This is a genomic window from Nocardioides sp. B129/18 (assembly GCF_055282735.1).
In genome coordinates this window covers 13,534-35,993 of sequence record NZ_JBUZJI010000034.1, presented here as the reverse complement: position 1 = coordinate 35,993, position 22,460 = coordinate 13,534, and the positions used below count along the sequence as shown (strand labels likewise).

Sequence of the window (22,460 nt, the reverse complement as noted above, 5' to 3'; positions counted from 1 at the left end):
GCGGGGCCCCGGACGGCGCAGGCCGTCCGGGGCCTCGTGCCGTCGCGGGCCGGGCGCGTGGGCTCAGGAGGGGACGTCGGCCAGGAGCGCGCGGACGCTGAACGGCGGGAACGGCAGCTCGGCGACGGTCGAGACCAGCGCGGGGAGGGCGTCGGAGATGAGCACGACGACGTCGTCGCGGGTCAGCGTGGTGGCGGGGTCGGCCTTCCACATCAGCACGACCTCCTCGGCCAGCGCCGCCCAGCCGCGCACGAGCAGGCGGGCGGCCGGGGTGTCGGGCACCAGGACGCCGTCGGCGTCGCTGCGGAAGACGCGGTCGGTGAGCGCGGCGCGCGCCTCGTCGTAGATCTCGCGGAGGTCGTCGTCGCCGCCGGCCGCGCCCTTGACCAGCGAGAGATAGCCCTCGTAGTTGGCGTCGACGTAGTCGACGTAGGCGGCGATCGAGACGACCAGGCGCCACAGCGGATCGCCGTCGACGGGCGGGCTGGTCTGGGCGATGAGGTCGTCGGCGGCCCGGCGCACGACCGCGCGGTGGAAGTCGTGCTTGTTGCCGAAGTAGTGGTAGAGCAGCCCGCGCGAGATGCCGGCCTCCTCGGCGAGCATGTCGATGCTCAGCTCGTCGAGGGAACGGGTGGCCAGCAGCCGCACGCCGAGGTCGAGCAGCTGGTGTCGGCGCTGCTCGGGCGTGAGGCGGGTGCGGGTCGGCAGGGTCACGTCGCGATCCTATTGACGAATTTTCAATAGCGCCAGTACCGTCGACCTCGGACGGCGCGTCGCCGTCCCCCACCGCCCCGCCGCACCTACCGCCTCGCAGGAGTGAGATCCATGAAGAACCTCGCCGACAAGGTCGTCGTCATCACCGGAGCCGGCTCCGGCATTGGCCGCGCGCTGGCGCTCAACCTCGCCGGCAAGGGCGCGCTCCTCGCGCTCTCCGACGTCGACGAGTCCGGCCTGGCCGAGACCGTCGACCTCGTCAAGGGCGCGGGGGCCAAGGAGGTCCGCAGCGACCGCCTCGACGTCTCCGACCGCGACGCCGTCACCGCCTACGCCGACGCCGTCGCCGAGCAGTTCGGCCGCGTCAACGTCGTCATCAACAACGCCGGCGTCGCGCTGGCCGGCGACTTCACCGACCTCGAGTACGGCGACATGGACTGGATCGTCGGCGTGAACTTCTGGGGCGTCGTCCACGGCACCAAGGCCTTCCTCCCCCACCTCATCGCCTCCGGCGACGGCCACCTGGTCAACCTCTCCTCGCTCTTCGGCCTGCTCTCCATCCCCGGCCAGAGCCTCTACAACGCCACGAAGTACGCCGTGCGCGGCATGACCGAGGCGATCCGCGAGGAGATGCTCATCGCCGGTCACGACGTCGGCGTCACCTCGGTGCACCCCGGCGGCATCAAGACCGCCATCGCCCGCAACGCCCGCGTCTCGGCCAAGGAGAACAAGGAGGCCACGGCCCGCCTCTTCGACAAGAAGCTGGCCCGCATGACCCCCGACCGCGCCGCCGAGATCATCGTCAAGGGCATCGAGAGGAACCAGGCCCGCGTGCTCGTCGGCCTCGACGCCCACGCCCTGCACCAGTTCGCCAAGCTCACCGGCTCGCGCTACCAGGACATCGTCGCGAAGGTCTCGAAGAAGACCCTCCCGGCCAAGGTGGTCTGAGCCCGGCTCCACGCCCCACCAAGGCCCCACCAGGGCCCCACCAAGGCCCCACGACGGCCCCGCACCCCGCCTCGGGATGCGGGGCCGTCGCACGTCCTAGGCTCGGGCCATGGACACCCCGCCGCTGGCCCCCGGCACGCCGACCCAGGGACGGATCACCAAGTGGGGCGGTCGACCGCACTGGGAGTGGGACGGGATCTACCTGGGCGCCGACGAGCACGGCACCTGGATGGGCGTCCCGGCCGGCACCCCGCACGCGCGCCCCGGAGCCGCCTTCGACTCCGACGTCGACTACGTGCTGCTCGTGCCGCATGCCGCGCACCCTGACGGCGGACGCTGGCTGGCCAGCCTCTACGCCACCGGCATCTGGGCGCAGACCTACGTCGACGTCACCGACCGGCCGGTCTGGGACGGCACCGTGCTGCGGGCCGTCGATCTCGACCTCGACGTCATCCGCCGCTCCGCCGACGGCTCGGTCTACCTCGACGACGAGGACGAGTTCGCCGAGCACCAGGTCGCCTACGGCTACCCGCCCGAGGTGGTGGCCGCCGCCGAGCGGACCGCCGCCTGGCTCATGGACGCCGTCACCGCCCGGCGGGCGCCCTTCGACGACGCCGTCGTCTCAGGCTGGCTGACCCGACTGCGGGAGCTGCTGCCCGTCGTCGGCGACGTCGACTGACGCCGGCGGCTCGGCAGGCTCCTCGAGCGGCTGCTCGACCGGCGCCTCGATCTCCGCGCCGCGACCCTGACGTCGACCGCCGCGGATCGGCCCGACCAGGCGCGGGCCGGCCAGGCGGGACTCCAGCTTGCGGGCCTCGCGGCCCAGCGGCTGGGCGATGTACTCGCCGAGGATGACGCCGGAGGCCAGCGCGATCGCCACCGACGCCGCCGTCACCATCGCCAGCAGGCCCTCGGAGGGGATGGCGGCGTCGTCGGCCAGCAGGGACAGGCCCCGGTAGATCGACAGACCGGGCAGCAGCGGCACGACCGCAGGCACCACGACCACGAGCGGCGGCACCCGCAGACGTCCCGACACCGTCCAGCTGACGAACCCGACGAAGGTGGCCGCGAGCGCCACCGACCACGGCCCACGCAGACCGAGGGAGGCGATGGACTGGGAGATCACCATGGCGGCGGCGGCCACGACTCCGATCGCGAGCAGGCTGCGCCGCGGTGCGTAGGTGGCGAACCCGAACGCCGTGGCGCAGACCGCGCCTCCGATGGCCATCAGGGTCACCGACTTCAGGCCGACGGCGCCCGGGTCGAGCCGGCCCACGTCCACGCCGAGGATGTCGGCCAGGGAGAGTCCGCCCGAGACCCCGGCGATGATGCCGGCCGTGGCCAGCAGCGCCTCGGTGATGCGCGCGCCGGCGGTGACGTAGAAGCCGGTGAGCGCGTCCTGCAGGGCGCCCATGAAGCCCACGCCGGCCAGCAGCATGACGATGTTCGCGGTGACCACCAGCGAGGTGTCGACGCGCAGGTCGGCGGCGGCTGCGGCCACGGCGATGACCGTGGCGATCGCGCCGCCGGCGACCTGCCGGTAGAACGCGGGGAGCCGTCGCCGGGCCATGAGCAGCTGGAAGCGGTCGATGATCACGGCCGCCGCGAACGCGAGGACGACGACGAGCGCGTCGCCGCCGAGCTGGATGCCCACGCCCGCGCACATGACGCCCCAGCCGACGGTGACCTTCCAGCGGGCCGTCGTGTGCCCCGAGGACACCAGCCGCGCCAGTCGGGCCCGGGCCTCGCGCAGGTCGACGCGATCGGCCAGGAGGTCGCGCACCAGATGGTCGACGGCCGTGAGGTCGGCGTAGTCGATGTCGCGATGCTTGATCAGCCGCGAGTGGCTGATCGGCTGGTCCTCCGGCATGCCCTGCCAGCTCATCGACAGGCTCGTGAAGGTGACGTCGAGGTCGGGGTTGCGCATCCCGAGGTGGCGCGCGACCGACTGCATCGTGGCGGTGACGTCGGCGGCGCCCGCGCCGGAGGAGAGCAGGACCTCCCCGATGCGCAGGCACAGGTCGATCGTCTGGTTGACCTCTCTTGCCTCAAGCACGGCGCCAGGGTGCCATGAACCGGTGCCCGATCCCTCCCCCGATGTGGAACCCTTCAGCCTGTGCGCATCGACTTCCGCGGCTCGCCCCGCCCGACGCTGGGCGTGGAGTGGGAGCTCGCGCTCGTCGATCGCCGCACCCGTGATCTTCGCAACGAGGCCGACCACCTCTTCATGCGCGCCAAGGCCCGGCTCGACGACCCCGGCCGCATCCACAAGGAGCTGCTGCGCAACACCGTCGAGCTCGTCACCGGGATCTGCGAGGACGTGCCGGCCGCGATGGCGGATCTGCGCACCACCCTGGCCGGCGTGCTGCCCGCCGCCGACGCCCTCGGCCTGGACCTCTACGGCGGCGGCACGCACCCCTTCGCGTCCTGGACCGCCCAGCAGCTCAGCGACGGCGTCCGCTACGCCGAGCTGATCGACCGCACCCAGTGGTGGGGGCGGCAGATGCTGATCTGGGGCGTCCATGTGCACGTGGGCGTCCCCGAGCGGGCGCGGGTGATGCCGCTGCTCTCCGCGCTGCTCACCTACCACCCGCACCTGCAGGCGCTCTCGGCGTCCTCGCCGCTGTGGGCGGGCGTCGACACCGGCTACGCCTCCAACCGGGCCCTGATGTTCCAGCAGCTGCCCACCGCGGGCCTGCCGTTCCAGTTCGGCACCTGGGAGGAGTACGAGCGGTTCGCGGCCGACCAGCTGACCACCGGCGTCATCGACGAGCTCAACGAGATCCGCTGGGACATCCGCCCCGCCTCGCACCTCGGCACCCTCGAGAACCGCATCTGCGACGGCGTCTCGCGCCTCGACGACCTCGCCGCCCTCGTCGCGCTCACCCACTGCCTCGTGGTGCACCTCGACGAGGAGCTCGCCGCCGGCCGCACGCCGGTGTGCCTCCCGCCCTGGCACGTGCAGGAGAACAAGTGGCGCGCCGCGCGCTACGGCGTGGACGCCATCGTCATCACCGGGCCGGACAACGCCGAGCGGCTGGTCACCGACGACCTCGCCGACCTGCTGGTGCGCCTGGAGCCCGTCGCCGCGCGTCTGGGCTGTCTCGCCGAGCTGGCCTCGGTGCCGGACCTGCTGGCCCGCGGCGCCTCCTACCAGCGCCAGCGGGCGGTGGCCGAGCGGCACGACGGCGACCTCGTGGCCGTCGTCGACGCCGTGGTGCGCGAGCTGCGCGAGAGCCTCTGAGTCCTCGTCGGCCCGCCCGACCGGGCTCCCCCGTCAGCGCGGGGGCGGCGGAAGGGCGTCGGTGGACTCCAGCTGACCCATGCCGGTGAGCACCAGCAGGTCGGCCACGACCGAGCGGATCTGGGCCAGGACCACCTCGGCGGTCATCTCCTCCGAGCGCTCCACCTGACCGCTGCCCGCGCCGACGCGCAGCAGGGCGTCGCGCGCGGCCACCGGCATCCGATCGGCCTGCAGCTCGGCGATCACCTCGTCGACGGCGTCGGCGAGATCGCGGGCCAGCGCGGCGTAGGAGGCCGGCACCGGACGCCGGTGGTAGGCGGCGACCGCCACCTGACGCACCAGCACCCGCGTGCTGCGCAGGGCACGGTCGAGCGGACCGACGAGGTCGGCCATGCGGCGGATCGTGGGCCGGTGCCGCACCCGGAACGGCGAGGAGGTGACCACGGCCATCCCCTCGTCGGCGGCCGCCTGGAGGCGTCGGATGAGCACGTCGGTGGAGCGGGCGTCGGCCAGGAGCTCCAGGCCGTGCTCGGCGTCGCCGTCCTCGATGACGTCGGCCGCCCCGCGCAGCAGCCGCGCGACGGTGCGCACGACCACGGCCGCCTGCTCGCGGGGACGTCGCAGGGGCGCCGCGGGCACCACGGTGGCCGCGATCAGCGCGACGCCGCCGCCCACCAGCGCGTCGGTCCAGCGGGTGAAGGCGCCGCTGGTGCCCGGCACGAGCGCCACCACGAAGATCGACTGCACCGCCGCCTGGTTGACGAACAGGGTGCCGGCGTCCATCAGCAGCGCCACCGACATCGCCAGCCCGACGATGAGCGCGAGCTGCCAGGCGCCGGTGCCGAGCCAGGAGACGAGGAGGTCGCCGACGAGCACGCCGATCGCCACGCCCGCGGTGACCTCCGCGACCCGGCGCAGCCGCTGGCCGTAGGAGGTGCCGAGGCTGACGACGGCCGCGATCGGGGCGAAGAACGGCAGCGCGTGACCGAGCAGCTCGCGCGCGACCAGCCAGGCCACGCCCGCGGCGATCGCGCACTGCAGGATCGCCCAGCGCAGCGAGGACAGCCGCGCCAGACGCACCCGCAGCGAGGACCGCGACCGGGCCCACGCGGCCTCGAGCCGGGCCTCGAGGTCGAGCGGGACGGGGGACGCGGGCACGACACCGGACCCTAGCCGCCGCGCGGGCCCACCGGCCCCGCCGGAACGGGCGGGACCGGCGGACCGCCTCAGGAGGCCAGGCGCCGAGCCCAGTAGAGCGCCTTGCGCATGTCCTCGAGGTCGCGGTACCAGGTGAGCACCTGGGCCTTGCACTTCACCCGGGCGGGATAGGTGTCGTACTCCAGGCACTCCGCGACGGCCTCGGAGTCGGTGGGCGGGTAGAGGACGGTGCCGTCGTAGTAGTGGATGTCGAAGCCGTTGGCGGCGTCGCCGCCGACGCGCTCGATGGTGGTGCCCGACGGGCCCGAGGCGATCTGCGCCGCGGGCGCCTGGGCCTCGCCGGGCCGGGCGACGGCGTCGCCCTGGACGCCGGCGACCAGCGCCGCGCTCAGCCCGGTGCCGACCAGCACGCCGCCGACGGCGGCCAGCCGCAGGCGCCGACGCGGGGCCGCGGGTCGCGCGGGAGCGGCGTGAGGCGCTGCGTCAGGAGCTGCGTCAGCGGAGTCGGGCGTGGACGGGGTGTCGAGGTGGGTCATGGGGTTCCTCCCGAGAGGGACGCCGAGGCGTCGGAGTGGAGCCGCCGGCACCACGCCGGGGCGAGCACGACGCTAGGAATCGCAGGCCCCTGCCCGCAGCCCCCCGCCTCCGATCTGGGGAACGCCGCGTCGGGGGACGTCCTGTGCACGACACCCGGCCTCCCATCACCTCCCGGGTGCAGCGTCGTTGAGTCGATGCATGCTGAGATGTGGCACCCGTCACCAGATGAGAGGCAGCGCGTGCTCCCGACGATCGACCCGACCTCCTCGGCCTTCCTGCTGGCCGAGAACCGCGCCATGCCCATGCACGTCGGCGGCCTGCAGCTCTTCGAGCGCCCCGAGGGGGCCGGACCCGACTACATCCGCGAGATGTACGAGGCGATGCTCGGCGACAACGAGGTCGCGCCGCTGTTCCTCAAGCACCCGCACCGCTCGCTGCGCACCGCGGGCCAGCTGGTGTGGCGTCCCGACGAGCAGTTCGACATCGAGCACCACGTCCGCCACTCCGCGCTGCCCGCGCCCGGCCGCTACCGCGAGCTCTTCGAGCTGTGCTCGCGGCTGCACTCCACCCGGCTGGCGTGGGAGCGCCCGCTGTGGGAGTCCCACGTCATCGAGGGCCTGGCCGACGGCCGCGTCGCGCTCTACACCAAGGTCCACCACGCGCTGGTCGACGGCGTCAGCGCCATGCGCCTGCTGCAGAGCGTGCTGAGCACCGACCCCGAGCGTCGCGAGATGCCCGCGCCGTGGGCCTACCGTCCGCGCCGCCGCTCCCCGCTGCCGCAGGTCGACGACGGCGGCGGCTCGATCGCCGGCATCCCGGTGGAGGCGTTCCGCAGCGCGATCGGCCTCACCGCCGAGGCGGCGGGCCTGCCCACCGCCCTGCTGCGCACGCTGCGCAAGGCCGCGCGCAACGAGACGTCCGCGGTCTCGCTCTACGCCCCGCGCACGATCTTCAACCAGCGCATCACCGGCGCGCGTCGCTTCGCCGCCGACGACTGGCCCATCGAGCGGCTGCGCGCGATCGGCAAGGCCACCGGCACCACGATCAACGACGTCGTCCTGGCGATGTGCAGCGGCGCGATGCGCACCTACCTCGCCGAGCTCGACGCGCTGCCCGAGGCGCCGCTGGTGGCGATGGTGCCGGTGGGCCTCAACGCCAAGCAGTCGCAGGTGGCCTCGGCCGAGGGCGGCAACGCCGTCGGCGCCGTCATGGTGCAGCTGGCCACCGACCGCGCGGACGCCGCCGACCGCCTCACCGCCATCCACCGCTCGATGAAGGACGGCAAGGAGGCGCTCTCGACGATGACGCCGGTGCAGATCCTCGCCATGAGCGCGCTGGGCCAGGCGCCCGCGATCATCGGCCCGGCGCTGCGCATGCAGGGCGTCGTGCGTCCGCCGTACAACCTGATCATCAGCAACGTCCCGGGCCCGCGCACCACCCACTACTGGAACGGCGCGAGGCTGGTGGGCACCTACCCGCTCTCGATCCCGATCCACGGCATGGCGCTCAACATCACCTGCACCAGCTACGACGGCCAGCTGAGCTTCGGGCTCACCGGCTGCCGCCGCACCGTCCCGCGCCTGCAGCGGCTGCTGGCGCACCTCGACGCCGAGGTCGTCGCCCTGGAGAAGGCCGCCGGCATCGCCTGAGCACGACCGCCGCAGGACCCCGACGCGCATGTGACGCGGGGGTCGCCGATCTAGGCACCCCTCACGAAGGATGCCCAGATGGGGCGAACCCCGCGTTGCATGAGGGCCTGGCAGGCTGGGGCGGGTGAGCGCCCGCACCTTCACCCGCGCCGAGCTGGAGTCCTTCCGCGACGCCGAGGTGCCCGACCTGCTGCCCGGCCCCGACGACCCGCCGCTGCGGCTGCTGTTCGTCGGCATCAACCCCGGCCTGTGGACCGCCGCCACCGGCACCCACTTCGCCCACCCCGGCAACCGCTTCTACCCGGCGCTGCGCAAGGGCGGGGTGATCACGCGTCCGATCTCCCCCACCGGCATGGACGACGACGACCGCGCGCACCTGCGCGAGCGCGGGATCGGCATCACCAACCTGGTGCGGCGCGCCACCGCGAAGGCCTCCGAGCTCACCGCGGAGGAGCAGCGCGCCGGCGGCCGGCAGCTGGAGGAGACGATCGCGCGGGTGCGTCCGCGGGTGGTGGCGATGGCCGGGATCACCGCCTACCGCGTCGCCTTCGCGCGCCCGAAGGCAGTCATGGGCCGCCAGGACGAGCTGCTGGCCGGCGCCGAGCTGTGGGTGGTGCCGAACCCCAGCGGGCTCAACGCCCACGAGACCGTCGACTCCCTCGCCGCCGCCTACGCCGAGGCGGCGACGGCGGCCGGGGTGCTCTGAGCGGTCGGCCGGATCAGGACGGGAACGGCTGGTCCTTGCCGAGGATCGTCAGGCCGTCCTGGACGACGAAGCCGCGGGCGAGGTCCTCCTCGACGTCGACCCCGACGCGCGCGCCCGGCGGCACGACGACGTTCTTGTCGAGGATCGCGTTGCGCACCTGCGCGCCCTCGCCGATGCGCACCCCGTTGAGCAGGATCGAGTCGCTGACCTGCGCGCCGGTCTCGACCCACACCGCCGGGCTGAGCACCGAGCGCGTGACCGCACCGCCGGTGATGACGGTGCCCGGCGAGAGCAGGGCGTCCTCGGCCCGCGACGGCGAGCCGTCAGCGCCCTGCACGACCTTCGAGGGCGGCTGCGGGCCGTAGGTGGTGTAGATCGGCCAGTCGAAGTTGTAGAGGTTGAAGACCGGCAGCGGCGAGACGACGTCCATGTGGGCGTCGTAGTAGGAGCGCATGGTGCCGACGTCGCGCCAGTAGCCCTGGTCGCGGGCGGTGGCGCCGGGCACCACGTTGTCCTTGTAGTCGTAGACGCCGGCCTGCGAGCGCCGCACGAACGAGGGGACGATGTCGCCGCCCATGTCGTGCTGGGAGCCGGTGGTGTCGGCGTCGCGGGTGACGGCCTCGACGAGCGCGTCGGCGTCGAAGACGTAGTTGCCCATCGAGGCCAGCACCTCGCCGGGGCTGTCGGGCAGGCCGACCGGCGCGGTGGGCTTCTCGAGGAACTCCCGGATGCGCGAGGGCTCGTCGGGCACGACGTCGATGACGCCGAACTGGTCGGCCAGGGAGATCGGCTGGCGGATCGCGGCGACGGTGCACGCGGCGCCGCTCTCGACGTGCTGGGCGATCATCTGAGAGAAGTCCATGCGGTAGACGTGGTCGGCGCCGACCACGACGACGATGTCGGGCTGCTCGTCGCGGATCAGGTTGAGCGACTGGTAGATCGCGTCGGCGCTGCCGAGGTACCAGTGCTTGCCGACGCGCTGCTGCGCGGGCACGGGGGTGACGTAGTTGCCGAGCATCGAGGACATCCGCCAGGTCTGGGTGACGTGACGGTCGAGGCTGTGCGACTTGTACTGCGTCAGCACGACGACCTGCAGGCAGCCGGAGTTGACGACGTTGGAGAGCGCGAAGTCGATGAGCCGATAGATGCCGCCGAAGGGGACGGCCGGCTTGGCGCGGTCGGCGGTGAGCGGCATCAGCCGCTTGCCCTCACCGCCCGCCAGGACGATGGCCAGGACCTTCTTGCGGGCGACGGTGCTCATGGCGCCAACGTAGTGCCCGGCAGCGCCCGACCGGTACCGTCACGCCGTGCGCGTCGACGTCGTCTCCAAGGAGTACCCGCCCGAGATCTACGGCGGCGCGGGGGTGCACGTCGCCGAGCTGGTGCGGGCGCTGCGACGCCTCGGGCCGCAGGCCGACGTCGAGGCCCGGGTGCACGCCTTCGGCGCCCCCCGCGACGAGGCCGGCACGTCCTCCTACGCCGAGCCGGCCGAGCTCGCCGGCGCCAACGCGGCGCTGCGCACGATCGGCGTCGACCTCGCGATCGCGGAGGCCTGCGCCGGCGCGGACGTCGTGCACTCCCACACCTGGTACGCCAACCACGCCGGTCACCTCGCGAGCCTGCTGCACGACGTGCCGCACGTCGTCACCGCGCACTCCCTGGAGCCGTTGCGTCCGTGGAAGGCCGAGCAGCTCGGCGGCGGCTACCGGCTCTCCTCCTGGGTCGAGCGCACCGCCTACGAGTCCGCCGCCGCGATCATCGCGGTGTCGGCGGCGATGCGGGCGGACGTGCTGCGCTGCTACCCCGCCGTCGACCCCGCCCGCGTGCACACGGTGCACAACGGCATCGACACCGAGCTGTGGACGCCCACCCCGGCGCCCGACCGCGTGCGCGCCCTCGGCGTCGACCCCGACCGTCCCTCCGTGGTGTTCGTCGGCCGGATCACCCGCCAGAAGGGCCTGCCGCTGTTCCTGCGGGCCTGCGCCGCGCTGCCGCCGGAGGTGCAGATCGTGCTGTGCGCCGGCGCGCCGGACACCCCCGAGATCGAGGCCGAGGTCACCGGCCTGGTCGACGAGCTGCGCGCCACCCGCCAGGGCGTCGTGTGGATCGGCGAGATGCTGCCGCGCGCCGACGTCGTCGCCCTGCTCACCGCCGCCACCGTCTTCGCCTGCCCCTCGATCTACGAGCCGCTGGGCATCGTCAACCTCGAGGCGATGGCCTGCGAGACCGCGGTCGTCGCGACCGCCACCGGCGGCATCCCCGAGGTGGTCGTGCCCGGCGAGACCGGTCTGCTGGTGCCCATCGAGCAGGCCGACGACGGCACCGGGCGGCCGCTGGACCCCGAGCGCTACGTCGCCGACTTCGCCGAGGCGCTCGTCGGACTGGTCGCCGACCCTGACCGCGCCGCGGCGATGGGCCGTGCCGGACGCGAGCGCGCGATCGCCGCGTTCAGCTGGGACGCCATCGCCGCGCGCACCGTGGAGATCCACCGCTCGGTGCTCTGAGGCTCGCGGCGTCCACCGGCTGCGTCCACCGGCTGGGCGGGGCCGCCAGGACGTGACCGCGGTCACTACGGTGCCTCGCCATGACGACCTGGCTGCCGGCGGGCACGCAGAAGACCGTCCACCTGCTGTGGGACGGCGTGGCCGACGATCTTCTCGAGCCCGCGTTCCGCGCCGAGCTCGCCGACCGCGGCGCCGTGCGCGTCCAGGTGAACCTCGACGACTCCGACGTCGCCGGGGCGATGCGCTTCCACACCGGCGAGGACGCCGTCACCGCCGTCGTGTCGATCTGGGGCGAGGTGCGCGACCACGACGGCGTGCACGCCCTGCTCGCCGAGCGGGCGCACCGGGTGGCGGGCTGGCTGGTCGACGAGCGACGTCGGCTCGACCCGGCCGAGAGCTACGACGGCGAGCGCGCCGACGCGCTGGCCAACGTGGCGGTGCTGCGTCGCCCGGCCGAGCTCGAGCACGAGGAGTGGCTGCACCGCTGGCTGGTCGACCACACCCCGATCGCCATCCGCACCCAGGCCACCACCGGCTACGTGCAGAACCTCGTCGTCTCACCGGTGACGCCCGACGCGCCGCGGGTCGACGCGATCGTCGAGGAGCTCTTCCCGAGCGCGGCGGTCACCGACATGCACGCCTTCTACGGCAGCGGGGGCGATGACGCCGAGCTGCGGCGTCGCCTCGAGCAGATGCTGGCCAGCGTCGCCCGGATCGGCGCCGACCGCGACCTCGACCTCGTGCCGACCAGCCGCCGACTGTGGGACCTGCGCGACTGATCGCGCCGAGCCGATCCGAGGAACGACGACGGGGCGCCCGGATCCCGCTGAGGAGATCGGGACGCCCCGTGCGGGAGCCGAGGGCTCAGGCGGCGCCCTGCGAGCGCCAGTAGTCGTTGAGCGCGCCGTTGACCTTGACGAACCACACGATGGCGCCGACGAAGAGGAACCAGCCCAGCAGCAGGTACCAGAGGCCGGTGACGGCCGAGACCGGCTTCTCGCGGCCCGAGCGCTCGTAGAGGCCGCCGACCTCGGCAGCCGTCACGAAGGGCATCGCGATGCCGACGAGGAGGGCGAGGAGCAGAGCGATCCCGCCGCCGACGCCCTGGCCGGTGTGGGCCTTCATCTCGGCGTGGGTCTTGTAGTACCAGTACAGCGTGTAGAAGCCGAGCGTGACGATCGTCAGCAGGATGCAGATGCCGGTGGACCGGACCTGACCGACGCTGCCCGCGGCGGGCATCGCGTAGGGGTTGGTCTGCGTGGCGGACATGAGGGACTCCTCCGAGCGTGGGGTGGGACGACCCGCCCACCGTAGTGACACGGGGCGGGGTGTCGGAAGCGCACCGCGTCGGTGAGGACTTCCTCATCTCGAGATGGCCCGAACGCACTAGATGACGATGGCCCGAACGTGTCATGGTCGAGCACCAGACAGACACGGATCGACGGATCGGACGGTGGCCTCGTTCCCCCTGCTCAGGTCGGCACCCCCCGGTGCCGAGTCCCCTCCTGAGCGTGCCCCCCAGCCCGCCATCAGCCCCCGAGCGCCCCGCTCGGGAGCGTCCCCCGCATCCCCCCGAACCCCCCACCTGGACGGTGTCCGTGTCCCGATACACCCCGGGTCGCTACCCGGCGACCCCGATCCTCTCCACCAGCGCCCGCCTGCTGGTGAGCCGCTTCTCCTTCGGCGTCACGACGAGCCTGACCAAGGACGTCCTCAAGGCCGGCGGCGCCCGCGCCTGGTTCGACCGCCAGATCGCCACCGCCTACGACGCCCCCGAGAAGCTGGCCGCCGAGGCCGACTACTGGCCCAACCAGCACCTCGACGCCGCCACGATCTGGGCTCGCCAGCAGGCCGGCACCGAGGGCAGCTGGGAGGTCATGGCCGACTACGGCCGACGCCTGCTGCTGCGCCGCATCACGTCCAAGCGCCAGGTGCTCGAGGTCATGACCGAGTTCTGGGAGAGCCACTTCCACGTGCCGGTGGGCGGCGACGTCGTCGCGTTCTGGCGGGTGCCCTACGGCGAGGAGATCCGCCAGCGCGCCCTCGGCACCTTCGAGGAGCTGCTGCAGACCGCCGTGCTGCACCCCGCGATGCTGCTCTTCCTCGGCAACGCCACCTCCACGAAGTCCCACCCCAACGAGAACCTCGGTCGCGAGCTGCTCGAGCTGCACACCGTCGGCATCGGCGCCTACACCGAGGACGACGTCAAGGCGGCCGCCCGCATCCTCACCGGCTGGCGCGTCGACCAGTGGAACACCTGGGCGCCGTCCTACCAGCCCAAGCACCACTGGACCGGCCCGGTGACGGTGATGGGGTTCAGCGACCCCAACGCCTCCACCGACGGCCAGGACCTCACGCGCCGCCTGCTCTCCTACCTCGCGCGTCACCCCGCGACCGCCGAGCGGATCGCCCGCAAGCTCGCCGTGCGCTTCGTCAGCGACACCCCCTCGCAGGCCCTGGTCGACCGGCTCGCGAAGGTCTACCTCGACAACGACACCGCCATCGTGCCGATGCTGCGCACCCTCGTCGCCTCGCCGGAGTTCCTCGGCTCGGCCGGCAAGAAGCTGCGCGACCCCAGCGAGGACGTGGTCGCCACGTACCGGGTGCTCGCCCCGGCCCTCAAGCGACCCACCACCGACGGCGCCGCGGTCGACGCGATGCTCTGGCAGGCCCAGAACGTCGGCCTCGGCCCCATGGACTGGCCGCGCCCGGACGGACGTCCCGCCGACAGCCAGGCCTGGGCGACGCCCGCGCGGGCACTGGCGTCCATGGACTTCCACTGGCAGGTCGCCGGGGGCTGGTGGCCCAGCAAGGACGTCGGGTGGCGCACGCCGAAGCAGTGGCTGCCCCGCCCGCGGGTCTCCTTCCGCGTCTTCGTCGACCACCTCTCGCGCACCTTGCACGGGCGCGCGTCGACCGCCGACCTGCTGCGCAGCTGCTGCGTCGCGGCGAACGTGACCCCCGAGACCGTCATCAGCGCCAACCACCCGGTCATCCAGTGGGGCTTCCCGCGCCTGCTGGGCGCCTTCCTCGACCACCCGAACCACTACGAGCGGTGAGCGCCATGACCTCCACCCCCATCCCCGGCTGCGGCTGCCCCGAGTCCGGCCGCGGCGTCTCGCGACGCACGCTCCTGCGCGGCGCCGGCGTCGCCGGCCTCAGCTTCACCGTCGGCTCGGCCGTCGTCGGCATGGCACGTCCCGCCTTCGCCGCCGAGGGCAGCGACGAGGTCGTCGTCGTGCTGTCCCTGCGGGGTGCCGCCGACGGCCTGAGCCTCGTCGTCCCCCACGGCGACCCCGCCTACTACGCCGCCCGGCCGACGCTGGCCGTCCCGAAGGCCAGCCTGCTCGCCGCCGACTCCTACTTCGGGCTCCACCCGGCCCTGGCCCCGCTCCTGCCGCTGTGGCAGTCCGGGAGGCTGGCCGCCGTCCACGCCACCGGCCTGCCCGTGGCCAACCGCAGCCACTTCTCCGCGATGGAGGAGATCGAGGACGCCGACCCCGGCTCCACCAGCCGCGTCGGCTGGCTCAACCGGGTGCTCGGCACCAGCGCCGACCCGCTGCGCGCCGTCTCGGTCGGCGCCATCCCCTCCGCCCTCTACGGTCCCGCCGCCGTCATGTCCTTCGGCGACCTCGACGACGCCCGCATCGCCGGCGACGACCGCTGGGACGAGACCCACCAGCGCGTCCGCGCCCTGCGGATGCAGTGGGCCGGCGCGAAGGGCCCCATGGGCACCGCCGTCCGCTCGGCCATGACCGCCGTCGACGAGCTCGGCCCGGCCAAGGCCCAGGCCGACCACGCCGCCGCCTTCCCCGACACCGACCTCGGTCGCGCGATGTCGTCGATCTCGCGCACCATCAAGGGCGACGTCGGCGCGCGCCTGATCACCGTCGACCAGGGCGACTGGGACATGCACGTCAACGCCGGCACCCTCGCCGGCGGCGCCTTCGTCGAGAACGCCGGCGAGCTGGCCGGCGCCATCGCCGCCTTCTTCGCCGACCTCGGCCCGGCCGCCTCCCGCGTCACCCTCGTGACGATCTCCGAGTTCGGCCGCCGCGTCGCCGAGAACGCCAGCAACGGCACCGACCACGGCTGGGGCAACGTCATGCTCCTCGCCGGCGCGGGCGTCAAGGGCGGGAGGTACTACGGCACCTGGCCGGGCCTGACCAACAGCCTCGACGCCGACGTCCAGGTCACCACCGACTACCGCTCGGTGCTCGCGGAGATCGTCGCCACCCGCACCAGCGCGTCCACCGCCACCGTCTTCCCCGGCTTCACCCCGCAGGCCGTGGGCGTCATGACCGGTCTGTGAGGCCCCTCCCCCCTGGGGTCTCACAGACCACTCCCCGCTCCACCCGCTCCATCCGCAGGACCCGCACCACCACCCCCCGGCACCACCGATCCCCCCGACGAGGAAGTGCACCGATGAGCACCTCGACCACCGACCGCCACCGCCCCGCCATCCGCCGCCTGCCCCGCAAGCGCACGACGGGCACCACGAAGGCGGTGAGCTTCACGCCCGGCACCTACCCCGCGACCACCGTGGGATCCGCGCCCGTCGTGCACCTGCTCAACCGCTTCGCCTACGGGGCGACGCCGGCGTCGGTGGCCGCCGTCGACGCGGCCGGCGGACCGAAGGCCTGGTTCGACGCCCAGCTCGCGCTGCCCTACGACGCCACCGCGGCGAACATCGCGAGCTGGTGGGCCGACCTCAACCGCGCACCGCTGGACATCTGGGTGCGCGACCGCACGGGCGTCCGCTCGGGCACCCTCGTCATGTACGACTACGTCAACCGCACCCTGACGCGGCGCATCACCTCCCCGCAGCCGGTGCTCGAGGCCGTCACCGACGTCCTGGAGAACCACCTCCACGTGCCGCTGGCCGCCGACGGCGCGTTCCCCTTCCGCGCCCAGTACGGCGAGCTGATCCGCTCCAAGGCGCTCGGCCGCTTCGACGACCTCCTCACCGCCACCACCGTGCACCCGGCGATGCTCACGTACCTCAACGCCATGAACTCCACCAAGGCGCACCCCAACGAGAACCTCGCCCGCGAGCTCCTCGAGCTGCACACCGTCGGCGTCGGCAACTACACCGAGGACGACGTCAAGGACACCGCCCGCCTGCTCACCGGCTTCACCGTCAACGCCGTCACCGGCCTGCTGGCCTTCGTCACCGGCTCGCACGCCGTCGGCCCGGTGAAGATCCTCGGCTTCACCGACCCCAACAGCGCCCTCGACGGTCGTCCGGCGATCGAGCGCCTGACCCGCTACCTGGCCCACCACCCCGCCACCGCCCGCCGCATCGCCACCAAGCTGGTCGTCCGCTTCGTCCGCGACGACGCCCCGGCCGCGCTCGTCGAGCGGCTCGCGCAGGTCTACCTCGACAACGACACCGATCTGCGTCCGGTGCTCAAGGCCCTCGTGGCCTCCGACGAGTTCGCCGCCTCGGCCGGGCTGAAGCTGCGCGACCCCCACGAGGACCTCGTCGCGGTGCTGCGCATGCTGCGGGTGAACCTCACCAAGCCCACCGGGGCGACGTCGCTGGCCAACCTGCTCGTGATCGGCGCCCGCGACCAGGGGCACATCCCCTTCAGCTGGCCCAGCCCCGACGGCCAGCCGCAGGTCGGCCCGGCCTGGGCCAGTGCGGCCCGGGCGTCGGCCTCGCTCAAGGCCCACGCCCGCTTCGCGACGCTGGCCTACCCCAGCGCCGCGGCGTTCCCCGGCGTCAAGGCGTTCCTGCCGACGATGCCGATCGCCTTCCGCGACCTCGTCGACCACCTGCACCGCACCCTGCACCAGCGGCCGTCCACGGAGACCGCGCTGCAGGCGTGCTGCCAGGCCACCGGCATCGCCGACCCGGCCACCAGCATCACCGCCACCCACGCCGTCGTCACCAAGGGCTTCCCGGCGCTGCTCGCCGCCCTGCTCGACCTCCCGACCACCTACCAGCGCTGAGGAGCCCTGCGATGAGCCCCCTCCTGTCCCGTCCCTCCGCCCCCGCCCGGGTCGCCACCCCCGACGCCTGCTGCGCCGAGATGACCGCCCTGGCCTCCAGCCGTCGCGGCTTCCTCCAGGGCGCCGCCCTGCTCGGCTCGACCGTCATGGTCGGCTCCAGCGTCATCACGATGGCCGGCTCCGCCTCGGCGGCCACCTCCACCTCGCCGGTCGTCGTCGTGCTCTCCATGCGCGGCGCGGCCGACGGTCTCTCCCTCGTGGTGCCCCACGGCGACCCCGCCTACTACGCAGCCCGTCCGAAGACGGCGATCCCGAAGGCGAGCCTGCTGGCCACCGACCCGTTCTTCGGCCTGCACCCCTCGCTGGCCCCGCTCATGCCGCTGTGGGGCGCCGGCAAGATGGCCGCCGTCCACGCCACCGGTCTCCCGGTGGCCAACCGCAGCCACTTCGCCGCCATGGAGGCCGTCGAGGACGCCGACCCCGGCTCCAGCGCCCGCGTGGGCTGGCTCAACCGCCTCGTCGGGTCCGACGCCGGCTCCGATCCCCTCGAGGCCATCGCGATCGGCTCGATCTCCCCGACCTCGCTGGCCGGCCCGGCGTCGTCCTTCGCCATGCCGAACCTCGAGAGCACCCTCGGCGCCGAGGCCGCCTATCGCACCGGCGCCCGCCGCACCTCGCTCGACACCATCTGGGGCGCCCAGAGCGGCGCGATGGCCGACGGCATGCGCGCCGCCCTGGCCACCACCGCGCCGCTGTCCGCGGCCCTCGCCCAGCCGGCCACCACCGCCGGCTACGGCACCGGCGACCTCGGCAAGGCGCTGTCCACCGTCGCGCGCACCATCAAGGCCGGTGTCAACGTCTCGGTGGTCACCGTCGACCACGGCGACTGGGACATGCACACCGACCTCGGCACGCTGACCTCCGGCCGGCTGCGCACCAACGCCGCCGAGTTCGCCACCGCCGTCGCCGGCTTCTTCGCCGACCTGGGCGCCCTCGGCGACCGCGTCACCCTCGTGACGATCTCCGAGTTCGGCCGCCGCGTCGCCGAGAACGCCAACCTCGGCGTCGACCACGGCTGGGGCAACGTCATGTTCCTCGCCGGAGCCGGCGTCAAGGGCGGGAGGTACTACGGCTCCTGGCCGGGCCTGACCAACAGCCTCGACGCCGACCTCACCGTCACCACCGACTACCGCTCGGTGCTGGCCGAGGTCGTCGCCACCCGCACCACCGCCTCCACCGCCGCCGTCTTCCCCGGGTTCGCCCCGGAGTCGGTGGGCGTCATGTCGCGGCTGTAGCCGGCGGCCAGTCAACTACCCGGCTGACCGGGTGATCGTCTGGTTGGCACGCGAGATGTAGCGTGCCAACCAGACGATTCGCGTGCCAAGTGCGGCCCCGACGACGTCAGGCGTCGGGCTGATCCGCCCCGTCGGACGCCTCGGCGTCGACCTCGGCCGGCCGCGCCACCAGCTCGGTGGGCACCGAGCGACCGAGGTCGGTGAGGGCCCAGACGCCGGGACGCGGCGCGGTGAGCAGGTTCTCGTCGGCCAGCTCCTTGCGCGCCCACCGCAGCGCGGTGCGCCAGCGCGGCTCGCCCTGCGGGCCGAGCTCACGATCGCCGGGCAGCAGCAGGTGGGCCATCCGCTCCTCGACCAGGCCGATCACCAGCTCGGCCTCCTGCTCGCCGCCGACGTCCTGCAGCGCGCCGAGGATCCACGGCTTGAAGTCGTCCTGGTGGGTGCGCAGACGCGGCTTGGGCGCCGCGGCCGCCGCGGGGGTGCGCGAGCGCGTCACCGAGCTGGCCTTCGGGGTCGAGACCCGCGGGGTGCGGGTGCGCGTCGCCGCCGGCCGCTCGGGCTCCGGCGGCGGCTTGGGCATGCCGTGCACGCAGGTGCTCAAGGGCAGATCGCACAGCTCGCAGTAGTCTCCGCCGCTCACGCGAGGAGGCTAACCGGCCCAGGCCGCGGACGACGAACCGCTCCCCCCGCCGAGCGGGCGCACGGCGGGGATCCAGGCTCAGCCGCGCCACTCCAGGAGCACGAGCACCTCGGCATGGGCGGTCTGCGGGAACATGTCGAAGACCCGGGCCCGCACCGGCCGGTAGGACGGCAGGGCCAGCAGGTCGCGGGCCAGGCTGGCCGGACTGCAGCTGGAGTAGAGCACCGTCGGCGACGCCTCGGCCTCCAGACGGGCGCACAGCTGCTCGCCCAGTCCGCGCCGCGGCGGATTGACGACGACGAGGTCGGGCCGAGCGACCTCCCACGGCTCGACGACGGCGTCGCCCGCGTCGAAGGTGACCAGAGCGGGATCGAGCCCGGCCTCCACGACGCTGCGCCGCGCGCTGCGCACCGCCTCGGCGGAGATCTCGACGCCGTGCACCCGGCGGCCGGGGCCAGCGCCGGGATCAGCGAGATGCAGCGCGAAGCCGCCGACGCCGCAGTAGAGGTCGACGACGGTGCGCGGGTCGCCGGCGCGGGTCCAGCCGGCCGCGGTGGCGTAGAGCTCGCCGGCGACGGCGGTGTTGGTCTGGAAGAAGCTCTGCGGACGCAGGTGCAGCGTGCGCTCGCCCGCGCGGGTGGTCAGCCGCATCGGCAGGTCGGAGCGCTCGGTGAGCACGATCTCCTCCGGCCCCTCGAGCACCGCCTTGTGCTCGGGCTGGAGGTTGACCGAGACGACGTCGACCGGCAGCCGCTCGCCGAGCCAGCCCAGCTGGGCGCGCACCCGGGGCACCGCCTCGGTGGAGCGCAGCACGAGGCGCACCATCAGGCGCGCGTCGGGGCTGACGGTGACGATCAGGTGCTTGAGCTCGCCGCGCCGCGCCGGCACGTCGTAGGGCGTGAGGCGGGCTCGCGTGACGAGCTCGGCGAGCACCGGGAGCGCGTCGCGCAGCCCGGGCTCGTGCAGCCCGCAGTCGCGCAGGTCGACGCCGCGCTGGGCGGGGTCGAGGATGCCCAGCGTCGGGTGGTCGACGCTGCCGGCGACGACCATCTTGGCCTTGTTGCGGAACCCCGCGGCCGGCCCGGACGCGGTGGGCTCCCAGACGACGGCGTCCACGCCCGGCACCGCGGCCAGCGCCGCGCGCACCTCGCGCTCGAGCCGCTCGACCTGGACCTCGAGCGGCGTCCCCAGCCAGCTGCAGGAGCGGCAGCGTCCGGCGTCGAAGTGGTGGCAGGCGAGGACCTCCCCCGACGCGCTCACGCGCCCGGTGCGGCGGATCCGACCGTGGCCGGCTCCTCGGCGAGCAGGGCCCGCACGCGCGGCGCGACCTCGCGGCCGTAGAGCTCGATGGCCCGGCACAGCTGCGCGTGCGGCATGGGGCCGTTGGAGTACTTCAGGTCGAAGCGCGAGAGCCCGAGGGTGCGCACGGTGTCGGCGATGCGCCGCGCGACCGTCTCGGGCGAGCCGACGAAGACCGCGCCGTGCTCGGCCTCGGCCTCGAACTGCTCGCGGGTGGCCGGGCCCCAGCCGCGCTCGCGGCCGATGCGGTCGCGGTTGGCCTTGAAGTGCGGGAAGAGCAGGTCGCGGGCCTCGGCGTCGGTGTCGGCGACGAACCCCGGGGCGTGGACGCCGATCGGCAGCGCCGGCGCCTCGAACTCGCGCAGCGCGCGGTGGTAGAGGTCGACGTAGGGGACGAAGCGCGCGGGGTCGCCGCCGATGACGGCCAGCATCAGCGGGAACCGGTAGTGCGCGGCCCGCACGACCGACTCCGGGGAGCCGCCGACGCCCACCCACGCCGTGACCGTGCCGCGCTGGGTCTTGGGGTGGACCTGCGCCTCGACGAGCGGTCGCCGCACCGTGCCCTCCCAGGAGATCGGGCCCTCGCCGCGCAGCCGCGCGAAGAGGTCGAGCTTCTCGGAGAACAGCACCTCGTAGTCGTCGAGGGCGAAGCCGAACAGCGGGAAGGACTCGGTGAAGGAGCCGCGCCCCAGAGTGACCTCGGCGCGGCCCCCGGAGACGGCGTCGAGGGTGGCGGTCTTCTCGTAGACGCGGACGGGGTCGTCGGAGCTGAGCACCGTGACGGCCGTGCCGAGCCGGATGCGCTCGGTGCGCGCGGCGATGGCCGCCAGCACGATCTCCGGGGAGGAGACGGCGTAGTCGTCGCGGTGGTGCTCGCCGATGTTGAACACGTCGACGCCGCTGCGCTCGGCCAGCACGCCCTGCTCGACGACCTCGCGGATCACCTCGGCCGGATGACGCCGCTCGCCGGCGTCGTCGAGCGTGACGTCGCCGAAGGTGTCGAGGCCGAGCTCGAGGGCGGACGCGGGACTCGCCCCCGGAGTCGGCGCAGGAGTCGATCCAGGAGTGGATCCAGGAGTCGATGCGGGGATCGCGGGGTCGGCGGGCGTGCTCATGGCTCCAGGGTGCCAGCCGGCGCCGACAGCACGCACGACGGCGGTCGCACGGGGATCTCGGTCGTGGATGTCGGCGCGCCGTGTCACGATCCTCGGGTCACGTCGATCCGCCGTCCTTCACTCGGGAGAACACCCATGTCCCTCGCTCCGCTGCGCCGCACCGCGGCCGCCCTCGTCACCGCCGGCCTCGTGCTGGCCCCGGCCGTCGTCGCCCAGGCCGCGACGAGCGCCTCCACCGTCACCGACACCGACCCCCGCGGCGACGTCCAGGTCCAGCGCACGCTCAGCGCCGCGCAGAAGGCCTCGATCGACCTCACCAGCCTCAAGGGCGAGCTGCAGGGCGCCGGCACCCGCATCACCGCCACCGTCCGCACGGCCGGGGGCGCGGCGTCCTCCCGCTCGGTCTACTCCGTGGGCTTCGTGCTCAGCGGCTCGGGCAACCGCTCGGTGCAGCTGATCCTGCCGTCGAAGAAGGTCATCGTCGCGATCAACGGCAAGGTCCGCTCCTGCAGCGGGGCCCGCGGCTCACGCTCGAACAACACCTACGTCGTGAGCGTGCCGACCTCCTGCGTGGCCACCGCCACGGCCACGTCGGTGCACCTGGCCGGGGTCTCCTCCTACCAGTCGCGCAGCGGCACCGCCGGGTTCGACTTCACCGACGGCACCGCTGGCACGCTGCGCATCAAGCGCTGAGCG

General features: G+C 73.6%; 21 protein-coding genes. 12 read left to right on the top strand and 9 right to left on the bottom strand.

Features of this window, described 5'->3' with window-relative positions; genetic code table 11:
* Positions 1-63 precede the first annotated feature (63 nt).
* Positions 64-714 carry a TetR/AcrR family transcriptional regulator gene (locus ACZDWJ_RS18165; RefSeq protein WP_463523316.1) on the bottom strand — a complete coding sequence of 217 codons (651 nt, stop codon included), beginning with the start codon at positions 712-714 and terminating at the stop codon, positions 64-66.
* A gap of 111 nt (positions 715-825) precedes the next feature.
* On the opposite strand from ACZDWJ_RS18165, the gene ACZDWJ_RS18160 reads away from it, so the two are divergent.
* Both ACZDWJ_RS18160 and ACZDWJ_RS18155 read left to right on the top strand, forming a co-directional pair.
* Complete coding sequence (locus ACZDWJ_RS18160; RefSeq protein ID WP_463523314.1) at positions 826-1,662, top strand: SDR family NAD(P)-dependent oxidoreductase; 837 nt, start codon at positions 826-828, stop codon at positions 1,660-1,662.
* 109 nt (positions 1,663-1,771) lie between these two features.
* Positions 1,772-2,341 carry a DUF402 domain-containing protein gene (locus ACZDWJ_RS18155; RefSeq protein ID WP_463523312.1) on the top strand — a complete coding sequence of 190 codons (570 nt, stop codon included), beginning with the start codon at positions 1,772-1,774 and terminating at the stop codon, positions 2,339-2,341.
* On the opposite strand, the gene ACZDWJ_RS18150 is transcribed toward ACZDWJ_RS18155, so the two are convergent.
* Positions 2,285-3,718 (bottom strand): threonine/serine exporter family protein, encoded by a 1,434-nt coding sequence (locus ACZDWJ_RS18150; RefSeq protein WP_463523310.1) that lies wholly within the window; start codon positions 3,716-3,718, stop codon positions 2,285-2,287. The genes ACZDWJ_RS18155 and ACZDWJ_RS18150 overlap by 57 nt on opposite strands.
* A 60-nt stretch (positions 3,719-3,778) precedes the next feature.
* Here ACZDWJ_RS18150 and ACZDWJ_RS18145 point away from each other — a divergent pair, with 60 nt between their 5' ends.
* Complete coding sequence (locus ACZDWJ_RS18145) at positions 3,779-4,906, top strand: glutamate--cysteine ligase (protein ID WP_463523308.1); 1,128 nt, start codon at positions 3,779-3,781, stop codon at positions 4,904-4,906.
* Positions 4,907-4,939: 33 nt separating this feature from the next.
* Here the strand turns inward: ACZDWJ_RS18145 and ACZDWJ_RS18140 are convergent, their stop codons facing one another.
* Positions 4,940-6,064 (bottom strand): FUSC family protein, encoded by a 1,125-nt coding sequence (locus tag ACZDWJ_RS18140; RefSeq protein ID WP_463523306.1) that lies wholly within the window; start codon positions 6,062-6,064, stop codon positions 4,940-4,942.
* A gap of 68 nt (positions 6,065-6,132) precedes the next feature.
* Positions 6,133-6,600 (bottom strand): hypothetical protein, encoded by a 468-nt coding sequence (locus tag ACZDWJ_RS18135; protein WP_463523304.1) that lies wholly within the window; start codon positions 6,598-6,600, stop codon positions 6,133-6,135.
* A 240-nt stretch (positions 6,601-6,840) separates the two neighbouring features.
* On the opposite strand from ACZDWJ_RS18135, the gene ACZDWJ_RS18130 reads away from it, so the two are divergent.
* Both ACZDWJ_RS18130 and ACZDWJ_RS18125 read left to right on the top strand, forming a co-directional pair.
* The gene (locus ACZDWJ_RS18130) at positions 6,841-8,250 is read left to right on the top strand and encodes a WS/DGAT/MGAT family O-acyltransferase (RefSeq protein WP_463523302.1); all 1,410 of its coding nucleotides are present in this window, start codon (positions 6,841-6,843) and stop codon (positions 8,248-8,250) included.
* A 124-nt stretch (positions 8,251-8,374) separates the two neighbouring features.
* On the top strand, positions 8,375-8,956 hold the full coding sequence (locus ACZDWJ_RS18125; protein ID WP_463523300.1) for a mismatch-specific DNA-glycosylase: 582 nt from the start codon (positions 8,375-8,377) through the stop codon (positions 8,954-8,956).
* A 13-nt stretch (positions 8,957-8,969) separates the two neighbouring features.
* Here the strand turns inward: ACZDWJ_RS18125 and glgC are convergent, their stop codons facing one another.
* Positions 8,970-10,217, bottom strand: a complete 1,248-nt coding sequence (glgC, locus tag ACZDWJ_RS18120; RefSeq protein WP_463523298.1) for a glucose-1-phosphate adenylyltransferase — start codon at positions 10,215-10,217, stop codon at positions 8,970-8,972.
* 46 nt (positions 10,218-10,263) lie between these two features.
* Here glgC and glgA point away from each other — a divergent pair, with 46 nt between their 5' ends.
* Both glgA and ACZDWJ_RS18110 read left to right on the top strand, forming a co-directional pair.
* Positions 10,264-11,460 carry a glycogen synthase gene (gene glgA / locus ACZDWJ_RS18115; RefSeq protein WP_463523296.1) on the top strand — a complete coding sequence of 399 codons (1,197 nt, stop codon included), beginning with the start codon at positions 10,264-10,266 and terminating at the stop codon, positions 11,458-11,460.
* A gap of 80 nt (positions 11,461-11,540) precedes the next feature.
* Positions 11,541-12,239: a hypothetical protein gene (locus tag ACZDWJ_RS18110; RefSeq protein ID WP_463523294.1), complete on the top strand. Its 699-nt coding sequence runs from the start codon at positions 11,541-11,543 to the stop codon at positions 12,237-12,239.
* An 85-nt stretch (positions 12,240-12,324) separates the two neighbouring features.
* Here the strand turns inward: ACZDWJ_RS18110 and ACZDWJ_RS18105 are convergent, their stop codons facing one another.
* Positions 12,325-12,729 (bottom strand): DUF4234 domain-containing protein, encoded by a 405-nt coding sequence (locus tag ACZDWJ_RS18105; RefSeq protein ID WP_463523292.1) that lies wholly within the window; start codon positions 12,727-12,729, stop codon positions 12,325-12,327.
* Between the two features lie 329 nt (positions 12,730-13,058).
* Here ACZDWJ_RS18105 and ACZDWJ_RS18100 point away from each other — a divergent pair, with 329 nt between their 5' ends.
* The 4 genes from ACZDWJ_RS18100 (at position 13,059) to ACZDWJ_RS18085 (ending at position 18,710) form a co-directional block, all read left to right on the top strand.
* Entirely contained in the window at positions 13,059-14,519 is a 1,461-nt protein-coding gene (locus ACZDWJ_RS18100; protein ID WP_463523290.1) for a DUF1800 domain-containing protein, read from the top strand.
* A 5-nt stretch (positions 14,520-14,524) separates the two neighbouring features.
* A complete protein-coding gene (locus ACZDWJ_RS18095) occupies positions 14,525-15,772 on the top strand; it encodes a DUF1501 domain-containing protein (RefSeq protein ID WP_463523288.1) in 1,248 nt (415 codons plus the stop codon).
* A gap of 113 nt (positions 15,773-15,885) precedes the next feature.
* On the top strand, positions 15,886-17,415 hold the full coding sequence (locus ACZDWJ_RS18090; protein WP_463523286.1) for a DUF1800 domain-containing protein: 1,530 nt from the start codon (positions 15,886-15,888) through the stop codon (positions 17,413-17,415).
* Between the two features lie 11 nt (positions 17,416-17,426).
* Positions 17,427-18,710, top strand: coding sequence for a DUF1501 domain-containing protein (locus ACZDWJ_RS18085; protein ID WP_463523284.1), 1,284 nt, complete (start codon positions 17,427-17,429; stop codon positions 18,708-18,710).
* A 106-nt stretch (positions 18,711-18,816) separates the two neighbouring features.
* On the opposite strand, the gene ACZDWJ_RS18080 is transcribed toward ACZDWJ_RS18085, so the two are convergent.
* The 3 genes from ACZDWJ_RS18080 to ACZDWJ_RS18070 form a co-directional block, all read right to left on the bottom strand.
* On the bottom strand, positions 18,817-19,350 hold the full coding sequence (locus ACZDWJ_RS18080) for a winged helix-turn-helix domain-containing protein (RefSeq protein ID WP_463523282.1): 534 nt from the start codon (positions 19,348-19,350) through the stop codon (positions 18,817-18,819).
* A 78-nt stretch (positions 19,351-19,428) separates the two neighbouring features.
* Positions 19,429-20,610 (bottom strand): methyltransferase domain-containing protein, encoded by a 1,182-nt coding sequence (locus ACZDWJ_RS18075; RefSeq protein WP_463523280.1) that lies wholly within the window; start codon positions 20,608-20,610, stop codon positions 19,429-19,431.
* A complete protein-coding gene (locus tag ACZDWJ_RS18070) occupies positions 20,607-21,764 on the bottom strand; it encodes an LLM class flavin-dependent oxidoreductase (RefSeq protein ID WP_463523278.1) in 1,158 nt (385 codons plus the stop codon). Before ACZDWJ_RS18070 ends, ACZDWJ_RS18075 begins: the two co-directional genes overlap by 4 nt.
* Before the next feature lie 135 nt (positions 21,765-21,899).
* On the opposite strand from ACZDWJ_RS18070, the gene ACZDWJ_RS18065 reads away from it, so the two are divergent.
* Positions 21,900-22,457, top strand: a complete 558-nt coding sequence (locus tag ACZDWJ_RS18065) for a hypothetical protein (RefSeq protein ID WP_463523276.1) — start codon at positions 21,900-21,902, stop codon at positions 22,455-22,457.
* The last annotated feature ends 3 nt before the right edge of the window (positions 22,458-22,460 follow it).